Below are 17,423 nucleotides of genomic sequence, written 5' to 3'. Positions count from 1 at the left end.
GGACCGTCGTCAGTGCTGGTAGCCGTAGACGCCGCGCGCCTGGTCGCGGACGAGACGGCCCTTCTCCAGCTCGATGACGCGCTTGCGCATCTGGTCCACGATGTTCTGGTCGTGCGTCGCCATCACCACAGTCGTGCCCGTCCGGTTGATGCGGTCGAGCAGCTTCATGATGCCGACGGAGGTCTGCGGGTCGAGGTTGCCGGTCGGCTCGTCCGCGATGAGGAGCTTGGGCCGGTTCACGAAGGCTCTCGCGATGGCCACGCGCTGCTGCTCGCCGCCGGACAGCTCACCGGGTCTGCGGTCCTCCTTGCCGCCGAGCCCGACGAGGTCGAGCACCTGCGGCACGGACTTGCGGATCTCGCCGCGGGACTTGCCGATGACCTCCTGGGCGAAGGCCACGTTCTCGGCGACCGTCTTGTTCGGCAGCAGCCGGAAGTCCTGGAAGACGGTCCCCAGCTGGCGCCGCATCTGCGGCACCTTCCAGTTGGAGATGCGCGCGAGGTCCTTGCCCAGGACGTGCACCTGACCGTGGCTGCACCGCTCCTCGCGGAGGATCAGCCGGAGGAAGGTCGACTTTCCGGAGCCGGAGGACCCCACGAGGAACACGAACTCACCGCGCTCGACCTCCAGGGAGACGTCCCTGAGAGCGGGGTGGGTCTGCTTGGGGTAGACCTTGGAGACATTGTCGAATCGGATCACGGATGCACCACGGGTCGCCGGGGGTAGGTGTGCGTGACCATACGCGAACCGGGTGCGGGTCCGCAGTCGGCGTCCGCGGTTGCGCGACGCTTGCACGTTTTGTCACGGATCTGAAGGGCCGGAAACCCTCCGGACGGGGCAGCACGGAGCGAGCCGCGCCGATTTCCGCGGAACCTGGCACAGTGGAGGGGGAACGGTTGCGTTCCCCGCGGCGTTATGTACGCGGAGGACGGCGCAAGGAGGGCAAGCGCATGACGTACGACCGATTGGTGTGCGCGAACTGCGCGGCGCCCGTCAGTGAGGGCCGCTGCCCGGTCTGCCGCGCGAACCGGGAGCGCCTGCAGCAGGAGAGCCCTTTCGCCGGGCTGAACCCGATGGCCCTGATAGCGCTGCTGGCGGTGCTCATCGCGGCGGTGGCGCTGCTGGCCCACCAGACGGTGTAGGACCCCCGAGAGACCACCCAGGGCGTACGACCGCTCACCCAGGGCGTACGGGAGGGGCCCGGAGCATCCGCTCCGGGCCCTTTTCGCACGGTCACGCGCACGAGGTGGCGCGTCTCACACCGGTCCGCGTCAGGCCGCGGTGCCGCGGCCGCCCATGAGGCGCGGCAGCAGACGGAAGCCGAACCCGCCGGCGATCATCGTGGCGGCGCCGACCAGCAGGAACGTGGTCTCGGTGGCGCCGGTCTCGGCGAGCTCGCCGCTCTTGCCCTGGGCGGAGGTGTCCGAGCCGGTGTCGGTCAGACCGGAGGAACCCTTGCCCTGCTCGACGGGCTTGGAGCCGCCGTCGGGGTTGCTGTCGTTGCCGCCCGTGCCGGACCCCTCGGTCGGGTTCTCGCTCGGGTCGGACGGAGTGCCGGGGTCCGACGGCGTGCCCGGGTCCGAGGGCGTACCGGGATCCGAGGGCGTAGCCGGGGAGGACGGTGTGGCGGGGTCGGACGGCGTGCCCGGGGAGGACGGCGTGGCGGGCCCCGAGGGCGTACCCGGGGAGGACGGCGTGCCGGGGTCGGTCGGGATGCCCGTGTCGCTCGGGGTCGGGCTCGGGCCGTCGACCGTGACACCGACGTTGATGTCGAGGGCCGAGGCGGCGCCCGCGGCGGTCAGCGAGGCACCGGCGGCGATCACGGCGCAGGCGGCTGTCCGCGCCGCGCGTATCCGCGTCTTCTTGGTCATCTGCTTGCTACCCCCAGTAGCTGATCGTCGATGGAGCAGCGCCCGGGGCCACGGCGTCACAGGGGGTGGCTTCGCTCGACCCCCCGGTTCACATGCGCCCCAGAGATACGCATGCCACCCGTCACCTTTCCCAGTTTTCAAAGGACCGTCAAGGTCGTTGCGGCCGCAATGTCCCTATCAACTGCATTTGACCGCCATGAAGACATGTGACTGTGACGTAAGTCCCGGACAACCGCCACAGAAAAGGCAACTGCCGCACCAAGGGCGGCAGTTGCCTTGTCGACAAAGACCCCTTCGGGCCTCTCGTCACTTCTCCTGCTGCTTGCGCCAGCGAATTCCGGCCTCGAGGAAACCGTCGATCTCGCCGTTGAAAACGGACTCGGGGTTACCCACCTCGAAGTCCGTCCGCAGGTCCTTGACCATCTGGTACGGGTGCAGCACGTACGAACGCATCTGGTTGCCCCAGGAGTTGCCGCCGTCGCCCTTGAGGGCGTCCATCTTGGCCTGTTCCTCCTGGCGGCGCCGCTCCAGGAGCTTGGCCTGGAGGACGTTCATCGCGCTCGCCTTGTTCTGGATCTGCGACCGCTCGTTCTGGCACGACACGACGATGCCGGTCGGCAGGTGGGTCAGACGCACCGCGGAGTCGGTGGTGTTGACGCCCTGGCCGCCGGGGCCCGACGAACGGTAGACGTCCACCCGCAGCTCGGACTCGTCGATCTCGATGTGATCGGTCTGCTCGACGACGGGCAGGATCTCGACACCGGCGAACGACGTCTGCCGGCGCCCCTGGTTGTCGAAGGGCGAGATCCGCACGAGCCGGTGGGTGCCCTGCTCCACGGAGAGCGTCCCGTAGGCGTACGGGACGTGCACGGCGAAGGTGGTCGACTTGATGCCGGCCTCTTCCGCGTACGAGGTCTCGTAGAGCTCCGTCTTGTAGCCGTGCCGCTCGGCCCAGCGCAGGTACATGCGCTGCAGCTTCTCGGTGAAGTCGGAGGCGTCGACGCCGCCGGCCTCGGCGCGGATGGTGACGACGGCCTCGCGGGAGTCGTACTCCCCCGACAGCAGCGTCCGCACCTCCATCTCGTCCAGCGCCTTCCTGACGGCGGCGAGCTCGGACTCGGCCTCGGCACGGGTGTCCGGGTCGTCCTCCTCCTCGGCCATCTCGAAGAGCACGCTCAGATCGTCGATCCGCCCGCGCAGCGCCTCGGCCTTCCTGACCTCCGCCTGGAGGTGGCTCAGCTTGCTGGTGATCTTCTGCGCCTCGTCCGGGTCGTCCCACAGGGACGGCGCGGCCGCCTGCTCCTCGAGCACGGCGACATCTGCCCTCAGCTTGTCGAGGTCCAGGACGGCCTCGATCGACTCCATGGTCGAGGAGAGGGACTTGAGCTCTTCGGATACATCGACGACTGCCACGCCTCCAGCGTAACGGCTGCGGCAAGCGGGGCTCTCACCCCCGGGGCGGCGGCCCCGTCCTCGGGCGCCGGACGGGCTGGGGGTGCGGGTGGGCCGGTGGCCGTACCTGGGGGCTCCGCCCCCAGACCCCCGTATCGGCCTGGACGGCCTCGTCCTCAAGCGCCGGACGGGCTGAACGCGGTGGCCGGCACCGGACGGTTCCGGCCAGGCCACCGGTCCCGTCGTCCGGCCGTCGGCCTTTGGGCGCCGGCCCGCACCCTCAGCCCGTCCGGCGCTTGAGGACGAGCCCTTCGGGCGACGCGGGGGTCCAGGGGGCGGCAGCCCCTTAGCGGCGACCTCAGGGGGACGACAGCCCCTAGGCGGGGGTCCAAGGGGGAGCCGGTCCAGGGGGGGCAGCCCCTAGGCGGAGGTCCAGGGACGGAGCCCCGGAAACCGCGGCCCCGCGCGCCCGTGTCAGGGAGAAGCCGGCGCCGAGTTCTTCGTGTCGGACGGCGGCGTCCCCCCGTCGTCCCCCGAGGTCGCGATCCACGTCCCCACCCCCACCGCGGCGACGAGCACCACTCCCGCGGCTCCCAGCGTGATCCGGCGCCGCCTGGCGGAGGCCCGGTGCCGTGCCGACCCGGGCCGGGGCGCACCGGCGGCCCGTGGCGCGCGCGCCGTCCCCCGCGCCCCGCCGGCCAGCTCGTCCGGCCCCGGCACCCGCATCGAGGTGTGCGTGTCCCGGTTCGAGTCCGGCTTGGCGCCGGGCACGAGCGGCACGGCCCCCCGCCGTACCCGCGACGCGGGCTCGGCCGGCTCCGTGGTCTCCTCGGCCGTCGGTTCCGCCGGTTCCGTGTCCGGCTCGTCGACGTCCAGCGGCGGCATCCCCGCCAGCAGCGGCAGCTGCTCCCGCAGCCGCGCCCCCAGCTCGGACGCCCGCAGCCGCGACGCGGGAGCCTTCGCCAGACACTGCACCAGGAGCTGCCACAGCTCCTCGGGGATGCCCGGCAGCGGCACCACCGTCTCGGTCACGTGCCGCCGCAGCACCGCTCCCGGGTGTCCGCCCCCGAAGGGCGTGAAGCCGGCGAGGAGCTCGTACAGGACCGTCGCCAGCGCGTAGATGTCGACGGCGGCCCGCGGCGGCAGCCCCTCGATGATCTCGGGTGCGAGGTAGTCCGGCGTGCCGATGATCTTCGTGGCGCGGGTCCGCCGCGGCGAGTCGATGAGTTTGGCCACACCGAAGTCCGTCAGGAGCGCGGGGTGCGCGCCGGCCGGCCCGAGCGGCCCCTGCATGTCGAGCAGCACGTTCTCCGGCTTGACGTCCCGGTGGACCACCCCGGCCGCGTGCGCCGCCGCGAGTCCGTCCGCGACGTCGGCCACGATCGCGACCGCGGCCTCCGGCGCCAGCCGCCGTTCCCGGTCCAGCCGGGTGCGCAGGTCCGTACCCCGCACGAGATCCATGACGAGCGCGAGGTCGTTGCCGTCGACCACGAGATCACGCACCGCGACCACATGGGGATGGTCGAGACCGAGCAGGGCGGTGCGCTCCTGTACGAAGCGGCCCACGAGCTCCTGGTCGGACGCGAGGTCCTCGCGCAGCAGCTTGATGGCGACGGGCCCCTCGGGTCCCTCGCCCAGCCACACCGTACCGGCGCTCCCCCGCCCCAGAATCTGGTGGGCGGTGTAGCGGCTCCCGATCTTTCGTGCCAAGACTGCTCCTACCGACGCGTGTTGCCGCTAAAAGTACGCGTCCGAGGAGCCAACCTTCACTCCGGAGGCGGAAATCACCCGCCAGATGTCGACAAGTCCCCAGAGTCGTCCCCGAGCCGGCCGGCGACCGCTCGCCGGCCGGGCGCGTGTCAGGTGCCGGACGAGCCCGAGCCGAGGTTCCCGACCCAGTCGCTGACGGTGCCGTACATGTGCTTCAGCTCGCCCCAGAAGGACCTGGTCGAGCCGATCCAGTCCTGCAGGGGGCTGAACTCCCAGACCAGCCATCCGCCGACGAACAGGATGACGATCATGAACAGACAGCCCTTGAGGCAGCCCAGCCCGGGGATCCGCATCCGGTTGGCGCTGCGCTGCCGCGGCTCGCGCGACTGCCGCGGGGCGGGCGCCTCGGGCTGCTGCGGCGCGGGGGCGTAGCGCTGCGGCTGGGGCTGCTGCTGCGGCGCGGGGGCGTAACGCTGCGGCTGCTGGCGCTGCGCCCGCCGGGACTGCTGTTGCTGCTGTTGCTGCCCGTACTGCTGCTGTTGCTGCTGCCCGTACTGCTGTTGCTGTCCGTGCTGCTGCCCGTACTGCTGCTGAGGCGCGTACTGCTGGGGCTGCCCCTGCTGCGGGTATCCGTATCCGGGGGGCGGCTGCTGGCCCTGCTGCTGCGGCCGTGAGACCTGCCGCTGCGGACGCCGGCGCAGCGGGTCCTGGTCCGGGTCGATGTACTGGACCTGCGTCTGTTCGTTGCGGTCGCGGGCCGCCCGCAGCTGGCTCTGCCAGGGATGCGGGTCCTCGGGCTGACCGGACTGGCCGGGCCCGCCGGACGGGTTCTGCGCCACCGGCGGCATGACGGCGGTCGGATCGGCGGCACCCGTGTGCGGAAGGACACTCGTCGCGCCGTTCGGGTCGTACGCACCCGGGGCGCCGTGCGGGAGGACCTGGGTGGGGTCGGCCGCGCCCGGCGTGTCCGGGACGGGTGCCGGCGTCGGGTCGGGGGCGAGCAGCGCGCCCACCCCCTCCGCCGCGGCGATCTGCGCCGAGGTGGCGTGCACACCGACGCCCTCGGCGACGGTGCGCAGGGCGCGCGCGAGGTTCTCGGCGCTGGGCCGCTGGTCCGGGTTCTTGCGGAGGCAGCGTTCTATGACCGTCCACAGCGGGTCGGGCACGGTGGAGGGGCGGCGCGGCTCGGCGCTCAGGTGCTGGTGCAGCACTTCGAGGGCGGAGTCGCCGGAGAACGGCGGCCGTCCGGTGACCAGCTCGTACAGCAGGATGCCCGCCCCGTAGATGTCGACGGCGGACGTCTGCGGACGTCCCTCGGCGGACTCGGGGGCGACGTACGCGGGCGTGCCGACGAACTCGTGGGTCCGGGTCAGGCCGGGGGAGTCGGCGAGCCGGGCGATGCCGAAGTCCGTGAGCAGCGGGTGCATCTGCCCGCCCTCCTGCCTGAGCAGGACGTTCGCGGGCTTCAGGTCACGGTGCACGACACCGTCGGCGTGACTGGCCGCGAGCGCGTCGGCGACCTGGGCGGTGAGGAGGGCGGCGGCGACCGGCGAGAACGGACCGTTCTCGCGCAGGTAGCGGTGCAGGTCCGGCCCCTCGACCAGGTCCATGACGAGCGCGAGCAGGTCGCCCTCGACGACGAGGTCGCGGACCCGCACGATGTTCGGGTGGGTCAGCCGGAGCAGGACGGACCGCTCCCGCAGGAAGCGCATCACGATGTCCGCGTCGTTGGCGAGCTCTTCCTTCAGGACCTTGATCGCCACGGTCTCGCCGGGCTGGCCGGCGACGGCCGCCTCGGCGCCCGCGGTCTCCCGCTGGCGGGCTCGCCAGACGGTGCCTGTGGCGCCGCGCCCCAGCGGCTCCTCAAGGAGGTACTTGCTCCCTACCGGCCGCACGTCATGCGCTCCCTGTTGCTTGCTTGCCTGGTCCGTCCGCCGTTGTCGCTTCTCGTCCCGGCGGTTCCGCCCACTGTAGTGCCGAGCTGCCCGGCACCGGACGGTCGTCGTCGTGTGCTTCCCGTGAGCGCCTGTGGTTCGTATAAGCGCTTACGTACGCGTTCCCGTACATGTTCGACGGAAAGACGCTCACTCGCGACGGTTGGTTGCCGTTCGGCCCCTTCGGCGGGGTGTGACGGATACCGCGACCGATCCCAAGGGGGCACCGGTCGGGCACTGGTCAGGCACTTTTACGGGCAGAGCCGACCAATCAAGATCACTTCTGCCCGGGTGGCGGGCGTGTTGTCAGTGGCAGGTGCGAGGATGCCCTCAGTACTGGCCGACGTGCCCGTGCGCGGCGGGGGGATCTGCGGTGGGGGACCGCAGCACAGCCTCGTCCTCGTCGCGGGCGCCTGCGCGGAAGGGACCCCTGACGGCGATGCAGATCCGGCTGACCGTCGTAGACCCGCTGGGCCCGCCTTCGGAGCCGCGGGGGCATGCCGCGGCCTGCGATGTGCTGGTCACCGCCCCCGCCGGGACGGCGCTGGCGGCGGTGGCGGCGGGTCTGGCCTCGGCGGTCGGCGGGGACGGGGGCACCGCCCCGTCCGAGCGGAGCCGGGAGCCCGGCGGTGGTCCGGTCGTGCTGTACGCGGGCGCCGAGCGGCTGGACGGGCAGCGCTGCACGCTGGGGGAGCCGCCCCTGACCGACGGAGCGGTGCTGTCCCTGGGCGCCCCCACGGAGCCCGGTCCCGACGTGGACGAGGACGCGGCCCAGCTCCATGTCGTCGCGGGCCCCGACGCGGGCGGTGTCCACCTCCTGCACGGCGGCCGGATCGAGATCGGCCGCTCCGCCGGGGCGGACGTCCCGCTGGACGACCCCGACGTCTCCCGGCTGCACTGCGCGGTCACGGTCTCTCCCGAGGGCCGCGTCACGGTGGCCGACCTGGGATCGACGAACGGCACGACGCTGGACGGCACCCGCGTCACCACCCGCCCGGTCGGCTTCCCGCCGGGCGCGCTGCTGCGCGTCGGCGAGTCCGCTCTGCGGCTGGCACCGCCCGGCGGCGCGGACTCCGCGGGGACGGCGCCCGACGGGGAGGGACACGTCCGGGTGACCACCACCACGGATGCGGGCCCCCGCGCCGATCCGCCGTCCGCCCGCTCCGCGTCCGTGCCCCGGGCCCGCGCCGAGGACCCCCCGGGCACCCCCCGCGGAGAGACCCGTCACGCCCACGGAGCGGCCCGCTGGGAGAACACCCGGGACGACTCCGGGACCCGCACCCACGGCCGGGCGATGCCCGCCGACGCCCCCGCCGCCCCGTCCGGCCCGACCACCTCCACCGTCCCGCCCGTCGTGCCGGAACAGGGCGGGCCCCCCGGGATCGAGAACAGCCGGGCGGAGCCGGCCGGCGCCGCGTCCGCCGGGGAGGCCGCCCGGAACCCGGCCGCACCCGGCCAGGGCACCCGGAAGGGCACTCCCCCGCGGGGGACCGACCTGCCGCCGGGCGTGCGCCGGCGGGGCGGCCTGGGCGCCTGGGCCCGACGGCTGGCCGGAAGCCGGGGCGACGAGCCCACGGACCCCGGACACGACCCGTACGAGTACGAGTACGGCGACTACGAAGAACACGGTGACCACGGCGAGTCCCGGGAGCCCGGGAGGTACGGGGCGAGCGGCTCCGCCGAACCCTCGGCGGACCGCGGCACGGCGCGGGCACCGGAGAGCTGGCCCGACCCCGCCGCGCTGCTGCTCACCGCGCTGGGACCGGGATCGCGCCTGTGGGAGCGCGGCCCGGGCCACCCCGAGGCGCTGACGGTCCGGCTCGGGACGACGGACCGGGCGCCGTCCCACGGCCGGGGGCTGTTGCCCGCGGTGCCGGTCACGGCAGGTCTGCGGGAGGCCGGCGCGCTGGGCCTGGCGGGACCGCGGGCACGCCTCGCGGGGCTCGCCCGCTCGGTGGTGGCGCAGCTCGCCGCGCTGCACTCGCCGGACACCCTGGAGATCGTCCTGCTCAGCGCGGACCGCTCGCGCACGGTCGAGGAGCGCACCGCGGAGTGGGCCTGGCTCGGCTGGCTCCCCCATCTGCGCCCCGCCCACGGCCAGGACTGCCGGCTGCTCCTCGCCTACGACCGTGAACAGGCGACGGCCCGCACGGACGAGCTTCTGCGCCGCCTCGAGGACCATCTGACGGAGGCGGACGCCGGTCACGGCACGCACTCCCGGGGTACGGGCGCCACCGGTCCCGGTGCCCGCCCCCGCCCGTACGACGAGGCGGACCGCATCCCGCTGGACTCCGGGCCCGCGGGACGACGCCCGTCCTGGGCCCGCGACCAGGACGCGGAGAACGGGACCGGGGACGGGCACGGGCACGGGTCCGAAGGGGGCCCCGGGGAGACGGGCCGGGCCCACGACGGGCCGTACACCCTGCTCGTCGTCGACGGCGACCCCGGTGCGGCCGACGTACGGGAGGCCGTGTTGCGGCTGGCGCACGAGGGTCCCCGCGCGGGCATCCACGTCCTCTGCCTCGCCGAGACCGCGGCGGCGTCCCCCGCGTCCCCGGTGAGGAAGACGTACGAGGCGGCCTGCGCGGCGTCACCGGCGTTTCGCGCGTGCGGGGCCGTCGCGCTGCTCAGCGGGGACGTGGCCACGGCGCTGCGCCTGCTGCGGGCCGGGTCCGACGGCCCCGTGGGCCACGGCACGGTCGCCACCGTGGACGCGGTGTCCGGGGCCTGGGCCGAGCGTTTCGCCCGTGCCCTCGCACCCCTGCGCACGGACGGCGCGCACGGCGACCGGCACCTCCGGGTGTCCGCTCCGCTCCCCCAGGCGGCGCGTCTGCTCGACGAGTTGGGGCTGGCCCGCGCCACCCCGGCGTCACTGATGGCGCGCTGGGCGGACGCGGCCGACGACACGGAGGCGCTCGGCGGGCGCGGGCGCGCGGTCCTCGGCGCCGGTCCGCGGGGGCCGCTCGCGGTGGACCTGCCCGCCGAGGGCCCCCATCTGCTGATCGAGGGCCCGCCGGGCAGCGGCCGTACGGAGCTGCTCCGGTCGATCGCCGCGTCCCTGGCCGCGGCCGAGCGTCCCGACCGGCTGGGCATCGTGCTGGTCGACGGCCGGGACGGCACCGGCGGCCCCGGCGCGGGGCAGGGCGCCGAGGGGTTGCGGGTCTGTACGGACCTTCCGCACGTCACCACGCATCTCACCGCCAACGACCCGGTGCGGATGCGGGAGTTCGCCCAGTCGCTGAGCGCCGAACTGAAGCGGCGGGCCGAGCTCCTCGGGCGGCTCGGCTTCGCGGAGTGGCACACGCACCGGGAGGTGTCGGGGCGGTTCGTCGGCCAGCGCGCGGCCCGGCCGTCACCCGCGGGTCCCGGCGGCGCGTCCGCCGGCGCCGCCGACCTGGACACGCCGCCCAGTGCGACGCTGCGGCTGCGCCCGGCGGCCACGCGCGCGCGTGCCGAACCCGGGCCGCCGCTCGCCCGTCTCGTCGTCGTGGTCGACGACCTGGACGCGCTGCTGTCGCCCGCGCTGGGCTCGCCGGGGCGGCCGGCGGCCGGTTCCGTCGTACGTGCCCTGGAGGCAGTGGCCCGTGAGGGCGACCGGCTCGGTGTGCATCTCGTGGCGGCGGCCGCGGACGACGGGCGGGCGGCGGCGGGTGAGCCGGGGCGTTCCGCCGGGATCCGTGTCGCCCTGGACGCGGTGTCGGCCGGTGCCGACGAACCCGCCCCCGGGCGTGGGCGGTTGTTCACGTCGGACGGGCGGGTCACGCCCTTCCAGGCGGGGCGGGTCACGGGCCGCATCCCGCGGACGGCGACGCTGCGGCCGACGGTCGTGCCGATCGAGTGGCGGCGCATGGGCGATCCGCCGGCGCGGCGCCCCGTACGGGAGTTGGGCAACGGGCCGACCGATCTGGCTCTGCTGGCCAGCGCGTTGGAGCGGGCCGCGAGGTCGGTGGCGGCCGTGGAGGTTCCGTCGCTCCTCTGACCCCGTTTCCCTCGCCCCCGCTCGTCCCGTCCCGTCCCCAGGGGGCGCTGCGCCCCTGGACCCCCGCCGTCGCCCGGAGGCTTCGTCCTCAAACGCCGGACGGGCCGGAGATGCGCACCCGCGCCGGATGGGTCCGGAAGGGCTGAGGATGCGCACCCGCGCCCCAAAGGTCCGACGGCCGGGCCAGGCATTTCAGCCCGTCCGGCGCTTGAGGACAAGGCCCTTCAGGCCGACGCGGGGGTCCGGGGGCGGCAGCCCACGTCACGACCCGATCACGATCGTTCCCCCGACACCGCAGGCGCTCTTGCCGCCCCTGAGCCCCGGGGCGTAGACCAGACCGAACGGGACAGCGCCGGACGTTCGACGAGGAACGAAGAACGGGGCAGTAATGCGCAGATCGCTTCGTACAGACAGGTCGCACACGCACTCGACGCACAGGGCCGCACAGGCCGCCGCAGCCGCCGTCATCGCCGGCGCACTCACCCTCACCGCATGCGGCGGCAGCGACGACAAGAAGACCGACGACGGCAAGAGCGGCGCCGCCACCGGCGACACGGCGGGCGGCGGGAGCGTCAGTCTGCCCAAGCTCGACGGCGCGAGCCTGGAGGTCGCCGCCGTGTGGACGGGGCCCGAACAGGCCAACTTCAAGAAGGTGCTCGCGGAGTTCGAGAAGCGCACCGGCGCGAAGGTCACCTTCGTCCCCGCGCAGGACCCGATCATCAACTTCCTCGGTTCGAAGATCGCGGGCGGCGCGCCGCCGGACGTCGCGCTGCTCCCCCAGGTCGGCGCCATCAAGCAGGCCGTCGAGAAGAAGTGGGCCAAGCCCGTCGGCGCCGAGGCCCAGGCCCAGCTCGCCAAGAACTACTCGCAGGGCTGGCAGGACCTCGGCAAGGTCGACGGCAAGCAGTACGCCGTGTACTACAAGGCCGCCAACAAGTCGCTGGTCTGGTACAACACGAAGGTCTTCGAGAACGCGGGCGCGAAGGAGCCCGCCACCTGGAAGGACTTCCTCTCCACCGCCCAGACCGTCTACGACTCCGGTGTCACCCCGGTCTCCGTGGGCGGCGCGGACGGCTGGACCCTCACCGACTGGTTCGAGAACGTCTATCTCTCCCAGGCCGGCCCGGAGAAGTACGACCAGCTCGCCCAGCACAAGATCAAGTGGACGGACCCGTCCGTGAAGGACGCGCTGACCACGCTCGCCCAGTTGTGGGGCGACAAGAACTACATCGCGGGCGGCCCGGACGGCGCGCTGCAGACGGAGTTCCCGGCCTCGGTGACCCAGACGTTCACCGGCGGCGACCAGCCCAAGGCGGGCATGGTCTTCGAGGGCGACTTCGTGGGCGTCAACATCGCCGAGACGAAGGCGAAGATCGGCACGGACGCGAAGGTGTTCCCGTTCCCGGCGGTGGGCGACAAGGCGCCCGTGGTCAGCGGTGGTGACGCGGCCGTCGTCCTGAAGGACTCCAAGGCGGCCCAGGCGCTGGTCACCTTCCTGGCCTCCCCGGACGCGGCGACCATCCAGGCCAAGTTGGGCGGTTACCTCTCCCCCAACAAGAGCGTGGCGAACTCCGCGTATCCGAACGCCGTGCAGCAGTCGATGGCGAAGGCCCTGATCGCCGCCGGTGACGATTTCCGCTTCGACATGTCCGACCAGGCCCCGCAGTCCTTCGGCGGAACGCCCGGCAAGGGCGAGTGGAAGGACCTGCAGGACTTCCTGAAGAACCCCAAGGACGTGGCGGGGACGCAGGCGAAACTGGAGGCCGACGCGGCCGCGGCGTACAAGGACTGATCCGGCGATGACGTCGGCAACGACGGGAGGGGTCGACCCGACCCCTCCCGGGGCGACACGGCGCAAGAGCGTGACCGGCACCCGCAGGGCCGTGGCAGTGCTGTTCCTGCTGCCCTGCCTCGTGCTGCTCGGCGCGCTCGTGGTCTACCCGATCGGGTACTCACTGGTCCGCAGCTTCCTCGATCAGTCCGGTGACGGATTCGCCGGATTCGACAACTACAAGGCGCTGTTCACGGACGACGGCATCCGCACGGCGCTCAAGAACAACGTGATCTGGGTCGTGTTCGCGCCCACGATCGCCACCGCGCTCGGTCTCGTCTTCGCGGTGCTCACCGAACGGGTGCGCTGGGGAACGGCGTTCAAACTGGTGGTCTTCATGCCGATGGCGATCTCGATGCTCGCCGCGGGGATCATCTTCCGGCTGGTGTACGACCAGGACCCGGACAAGGGAGTGGCGAACGCGGTCTGGGTCGGGGTGCACGACACCTTCGCGGAGTCGTCCGCGTTCCCCAAGGCCCACCCGGGACGGCAGTCGCCGCTCCGGCCGGAGAACGGCGGGTTCGTCACCGGGCAGCCCGTCCGGGCCGGCCGGTCCGTCGCCCTGCCGCTCGTCGGCGTCGCCCCCGACCAGATGCCCGGCAGCGCGAAGAAGGCCGTGCGGGCCGCCGTCGAACCGGGCAAGGTCACCGGCACGGCCTGGCAGGACTTCACCCGCGGCAAGGGGGTCGGCAGGCTCGGGCAGGTCGACCCGAGCGAGCTGGGCTACTCGGGCATGAAGGTCGAGGCCGTCAAGGACGGCAAGGTGGTCGCCTCCACGAAGGTGCGCGACGACGGCACGTTCACGCTCCCGGCCCAGGCCGACGGCGCCCGGCTGCGGCTGCCCGCGAGCAACTTCAAGGAGCCGTACAACGGCCTGGACTGGCTCGGCCCGTCCCTGGTCACCCCGGCGATCATCGGCTCGTACATCTGGATGTGGGCCGGGTTCGCGATGGTGCTGATCGCGGCGGGACTCGCCGGCCTGCCGCGGGAGCTGCTGGAGGCCGCCCGGGTCGACGGCGCCAACGAGTGGCAGGTCTTCAGGAGGGTCACGGTGCCGCTGCTCGCGCCGGTCCTCGCGGTCGTCGCCGTCACCCTGATGATCAACGTCCTGAAGGTCTTCGACCTGGTCTTCATCATCGCGCCGGGATCGTCGCAGGACGACGCCAACGTGCTGGCCCTGGAGCTCTACCGGAAGGGCTTCTCCGAGGACCAGCCGGGCATCGCGAGCGCCATCGCGGTGTTCCTGCTGCTGCTCGTGATCCCGGTGATGCTGTTCAACATCCGACGGCTGCGGCGGGAGGTACGGCGATGACCACGGACGCCGGCACGGTCACCGAGACCACACCCGTCACCGTCCCGGACAGGGCCGGGACTTCGCTCGGCTCCCGCCTCGCGAGCGGCGTCAGCGGCGGGATCGTTCGCGTCTTCCTGCTGCTCGTCGGCCTGTTCTGGCTGGTGCCGACCATCGGGCTGCTGCTGTCCTCGCTGCGCAGGCCGGAGGACATGAGCGCGTCCGGCTGGTGGAAGGTGTTCAGCGAGCCCTCGCAACTCACCGTGGACAGCTACCAGAAGCTCCTGGAGAACGGCGACATCACCAACTCGCTGCTGAACACGGTGCTGATCACGGTCCCGGCGACGCTCCTGGTCGTGGTGATCGGCTCGCTCGCGGGCTACGCCTTCGCCTGGATGGAGTTCCCGGGCCGCGACTGGTGGTTCCTCGGCACGGTCGGCCTGCTGGTCGTCCCCGTGCAGGTGGCGCTGATCCCGATCGCCGAACTCTTCGGGAAGATCGGCATCTTCGGCACGGTCTTCGGGGTGATCCTCTTCCACGTGGGCTTCGGCCTGCCCTTCGCGGTGTTCCTGCTGCGGAACTTCTTCGCCGAGATCCCACGGGAGCTGCTGGAGGCGGCCCGGCTGGACGGCGCGGGCGAACTGCGCCTGTTCGTACGGGTCGTCATGCCGCTCGGCGGTCCCGCGATCGCCTCGCTGGGCATCTTCCAGTTCCTGTGGGTGTGGAACGACATGCTGGTCGCGCTGGTGTTCTCCGACTCGGGCAGCCAGCCGATCACGGTCGCCCTGCAGACCCAGGTACGCCAGTTCGGCAACAACATCGACGTGCTGGCTCCCGGCGCGTTCATCTCGATGGTGATCCCGCTGGCCGTGTTCTTCGCGTTCCAGAGGCAGTTCGTGTCCGGCGTGATGGCGGGCGCGGTCAAGTAGCGCCGAAGCGGCGCGCCGAGGGGCGGACCGGGCACCGGTCCGCCCCTCGGCGTTCACCCGGTGTCCCCCGAATGCCACATCTGGCGTAACCAAGTCACCCCTTCGGCCGTTTCCGGGCAGTATGCCCGCGCCGACCCATGGATGTCCGTTGCCCAGGTTCAGTGTCATCGTCCCCGCGTACAAGGTTCAGGCGTACCTGCACGAATGCCTCGAATCCGTGCTGGAGCAGTCCTGTCCCGACCTCGAACTGATCGCCGTCGACGACTGTTCGCCCGACGCCTGCGGGGCGATCATCGACGAGTTCGCCGGCCGTGACACCCGCGTCCGTCCCCTGCACCTGCCGCGGAACGTGGGCCTGGGACCCGCCCGCAACGCGGGGCTCGCCGAGGCCACCGGCGACTACCTGGTCTTCCTGGACGGCGACGACACCCTCACCCCGGACGCGCTGCTCGCCATCGCCGACCGGCTGAAGGCGACCGGCGAACCGGACGTCCTGGTCTACGACTACGCGCGCACCTACTGGTCGGGCGAGGCGGTCCGCAACCAGTTCGCGGCGCTCCTCACCGAACAGGGTCCGGCACCCTTCAGGCTAGACGAGCGGCCGGGGCTGCTGAAGGTCCTGATGGTGGTGTGGAACAAGGCGTACCGGCGGGAGTTCGTCGAGCGCGCGGGCTTCAGCTTCCCGCCCGGGTACTACGAGGACACGCCGTGGACGTACCCGGTGCTGACCTCCGCCGGGACGATCGCCACCCTCGACCGGGTCTGCGTGCACTACCGCCAGCGCCGCCAGGGCAACATCCTCGGCACCAGCAGCCGCAAGCACTTCGACATCTTCGCCCAGTACGACCGGGTCTTCGCGCACCTCGACGCGCACCCGGAGCTGGAGCTCTGGCGCCCGGTCCTGTTCCGCCGCATGGTCGACCACCTCTCGACGGTGTTCACCAAGCGGGGCCGGCTGCCGCGCGGCACCCGCGCCGAGTTCCTGCGCGCGGCCCGCGCCCACTACCGCCGCCATCGCGCGCCGGGGGCCCCGGTCCCCCTCCGCACCCGGGTCCGGCACGGGCTGGTCCGGCTGGGCAACCACCGCACGTACCGGCTGCTGTCACTGGCCTCGCGCGTCCACAAGAAGACGCTGTGCCGCACCAAGGAGCTGCTGCGCCGGGTCCGCGGCGCGGCCCTCCAGTTCCACTACCGCGTGCAGCTCCGGCTCCCGCTGCGCGCCGACCGCGCCGTCTTCTCCAGCTACTGGGGGCGCGGTCACGGCTGCAACCCCGGCGCCCTGGAGTCCGCGTTCCGCGATCTCGCGCCGCACATCCGCACGGCGTGGATCGCGCATCCCGAGCACCACCACACCGTCCCGCCGTCGACGCGGCGGCTGCGCCCCGGCTCGGCCGGGTACTGGACGGCGCTGGCCCGCTCCAAGTACCTGGTCAACAACGTCAACTTCGACCGCAGGCTGGTCAAACGGCGCGGCCAGATCCTGATCCAGACCCAGCACGGCACCCCGCTCAAGCGCATGGGTCTCGATCTGCAGGACCGGCCGGCCGCCGCCCGCGGCACGGACTTCGCCGAGCTGCTGCGCAGCGCGGACAAGTGGGACTACTGCCTGTCCGGCAACCGGCACTCCACCCTGGTCTGGGAACGTGTCTTCCCGGCTGCCTTCACCACCCTGGAGTACGGCCTGCCCCGCAACGACGTCTTCCAGAAGGCGACTTCGGCGGACGTGGTGCGGCTGCGGGAGTCCCTGGGCATCCCCGAGGGCACCGTCGCGGTGCTGTACGCGCCGACGTTCCGCGACTACCGGCGCGCCCAGTGCCTCACCCTCGACCTGGAGCGCCTGCTGCGCCGGCTCGGCCCGCGCTTCGTCGTGCTGGCCCGCGCCCACCACGCGTTCGCCGGCCCTCTCACCGAGGGTCCCGGGAGCCGGCTCATCGACGTCTCCGACCATCCGAGCGTCGAGTCCCTCTGCCTCGCCTCGGACGCCCTGGTGACCGACTACTCGTCCCTGATGTTCGACTACGCGGTCCTCGACCGGCCGATCGTGATCCACGCGGACGACTGGGAGGCGTACGAGGCCTCCCGCGGCACCTACTTCGACGTGCGGGCCTTCCCGCCGGGCGAGGTCGCGGCGAGCGAGGACGAGCTGATCGACGTCTTCGCGAGCGGCCGTTGGCGCGACGCCCGTTCGGCGCGGCTGCGCGCCGCGTTCCGCGAGCGTTTCTGCCCGTACGAGGACGGGTCCGCCGCCGAGCGGGTGGTACGCCATGTCGTCCTGGGCGAGGCCGGCGGGCTGCCGCGGGCCGTCCCGCTCGCGGAGCGCCGCCCGGTCCCGTCGGCCACCAGGACCGACGCCGTGCCGCCGCACGCCACGGTGCCGGCACCGGGTTCCCCCGTCCCCGTCACCGAGACCCTCTGATCCGGAGCAGGCATGCCCTCCAGCCCCTCCCGGCCCACGCCGTCCCGGCCCGCCACCTGGCGTCCGGCCG

At 72.7% G+C, this 17,423-nt stretch carries 11 protein-coding genes; 6 read left to right on the top strand and 5 right to left on the bottom strand.

Annotated features, from left to right (window positions below; translation table 11 throughout):
• Nucleotides 1–9 precede the first annotated feature (9 nt).
• On the bottom strand, nucleotides 10–699 hold the full coding sequence (ftsE, locus tag OG776_RS25490; RefSeq protein ID WP_148008662.1) for a cell division ATP-binding protein FtsE: 690 nt from the start codon (nucleotides 697–699) through the stop codon (nucleotides 10–12).
• A 251-nt stretch (nucleotides 700–950) separates the two neighbouring features.
• On the opposite strand from ftsE, the gene OG776_RS25485 reads away from it, so the two are divergent.
• Nucleotides 951–1,142 carry a hypothetical protein gene (locus tag OG776_RS25485; protein WP_095854342.1) on the top strand — a complete coding sequence of 64 codons (192 nt, stop codon included), beginning with the start codon at nucleotides 951–953 and terminating at the stop codon, nucleotides 1,140–1,142.
• A 129-nt stretch (nucleotides 1,143–1,271) separates the two neighbouring features.
• Here the strand turns inward: OG776_RS25485 and OG776_RS25480 are convergent, their stop codons facing one another.
• From OG776_RS25480 to OG776_RS25465, 4 genes are all read right to left on the bottom strand, one after another.
• Nucleotides 1,272–1,871, bottom strand: coding sequence for a hypothetical protein (locus tag OG776_RS25480; RefSeq protein ID WP_329322578.1), 600 nt, complete (start codon nucleotides 1,869–1,871; stop codon nucleotides 1,272–1,274).
• A gap of 306 nt (nucleotides 1,872–2,177) precedes the next feature.
• Nucleotides 2,178–3,284 carry a peptide chain release factor 2 gene (prfB, locus tag OG776_RS25475; protein ID WP_148008664.1) on the bottom strand — a complete coding sequence of 369 codons (1,107 nt, stop codon included), beginning with the start codon at nucleotides 3,282–3,284 and terminating at the stop codon, nucleotides 2,178–2,180.
• 453 nt (nucleotides 3,285–3,737) lie between these two features.
• Nucleotides 3,738–4,973 (bottom strand): serine/threonine-protein kinase, encoded by a 1,236-nt coding sequence (locus OG776_RS25470; protein WP_329322577.1) that lies wholly within the window; start codon nucleotides 4,971–4,973, stop codon nucleotides 3,738–3,740.
• Nucleotides 4,974–5,122: 149 nt separating this feature from the next.
• Nucleotides 5,123–6,868, bottom strand: a complete 1,746-nt coding sequence (locus OG776_RS25465) for a serine/threonine-protein kinase (protein ID WP_148008666.1) — start codon at nucleotides 6,866–6,868, stop codon at nucleotides 5,123–5,125.
• Between the two features lie 478 nt (nucleotides 6,869–7,346).
• Here OG776_RS25465 and OG776_RS25460 point away from each other — a divergent pair, with 478 nt between their 5' ends.
• From OG776_RS25460 to OG776_RS25440, 5 genes are all read left to right on the top strand, one after another.
• Complete coding sequence (locus OG776_RS25460; protein WP_329322576.1) at nucleotides 7,347–10,886, top strand: FHA domain-containing protein; 3,540 nt, start codon at nucleotides 7,347–7,349, stop codon at nucleotides 10,884–10,886.
• A gap of 388 nt (nucleotides 10,887–11,274) precedes the next feature.
• Nucleotides 11,275–12,678: an ABC transporter substrate-binding protein gene (locus tag OG776_RS25455; protein ID WP_148008667.1), complete on the top strand. Its 1,404-nt coding sequence runs from the start codon at nucleotides 11,275–11,277 to the stop codon at nucleotides 12,676–12,678.
• Nucleotides 12,679–12,748: 70 nt separating this feature from the next.
• Nucleotides 12,749–14,029 (top strand): carbohydrate ABC transporter permease, encoded by a 1,281-nt coding sequence (locus OG776_RS25450; protein ID WP_148009415.1) that lies wholly within the window; start codon nucleotides 12,749–12,751, stop codon nucleotides 14,027–14,029.
• Complete coding sequence (locus OG776_RS25445; RefSeq protein WP_329322575.1) at nucleotides 14,026–14,937, top strand: carbohydrate ABC transporter permease; 912 nt, start codon at nucleotides 14,026–14,028, stop codon at nucleotides 14,935–14,937. Before OG776_RS25450 ends, OG776_RS25445 begins: the two co-directional genes overlap by 4 nt.
• A gap of 148 nt (nucleotides 14,938–15,085) precedes the next feature.
• Nucleotides 15,086–17,353: a bifunctional glycosyltransferase/CDP-glycerol:glycerophosphate glycerophosphotransferase gene (locus OG776_RS25440; protein WP_148008669.1), complete on the top strand. Its 2,268-nt coding sequence runs from the start codon at nucleotides 15,086–15,088 to the stop codon at nucleotides 17,351–17,353.
• The last annotated feature ends 70 nt before the right edge of the window (nucleotides 17,354–17,423 follow it).

The sequence above is a fragment of the Streptomyces sp. NBC_01689 genome, assembly GCF_036250675.1.
Lineage (GTDB): Bacteria > Actinomycetota > Actinomycetes > Streptomycetales > Streptomycetaceae > Streptomyces.
The sequence above is the reverse complement of the archived record's forward strand: the minus strand, read 5'-3'. Positions and strand labels throughout refer to the sequence as shown.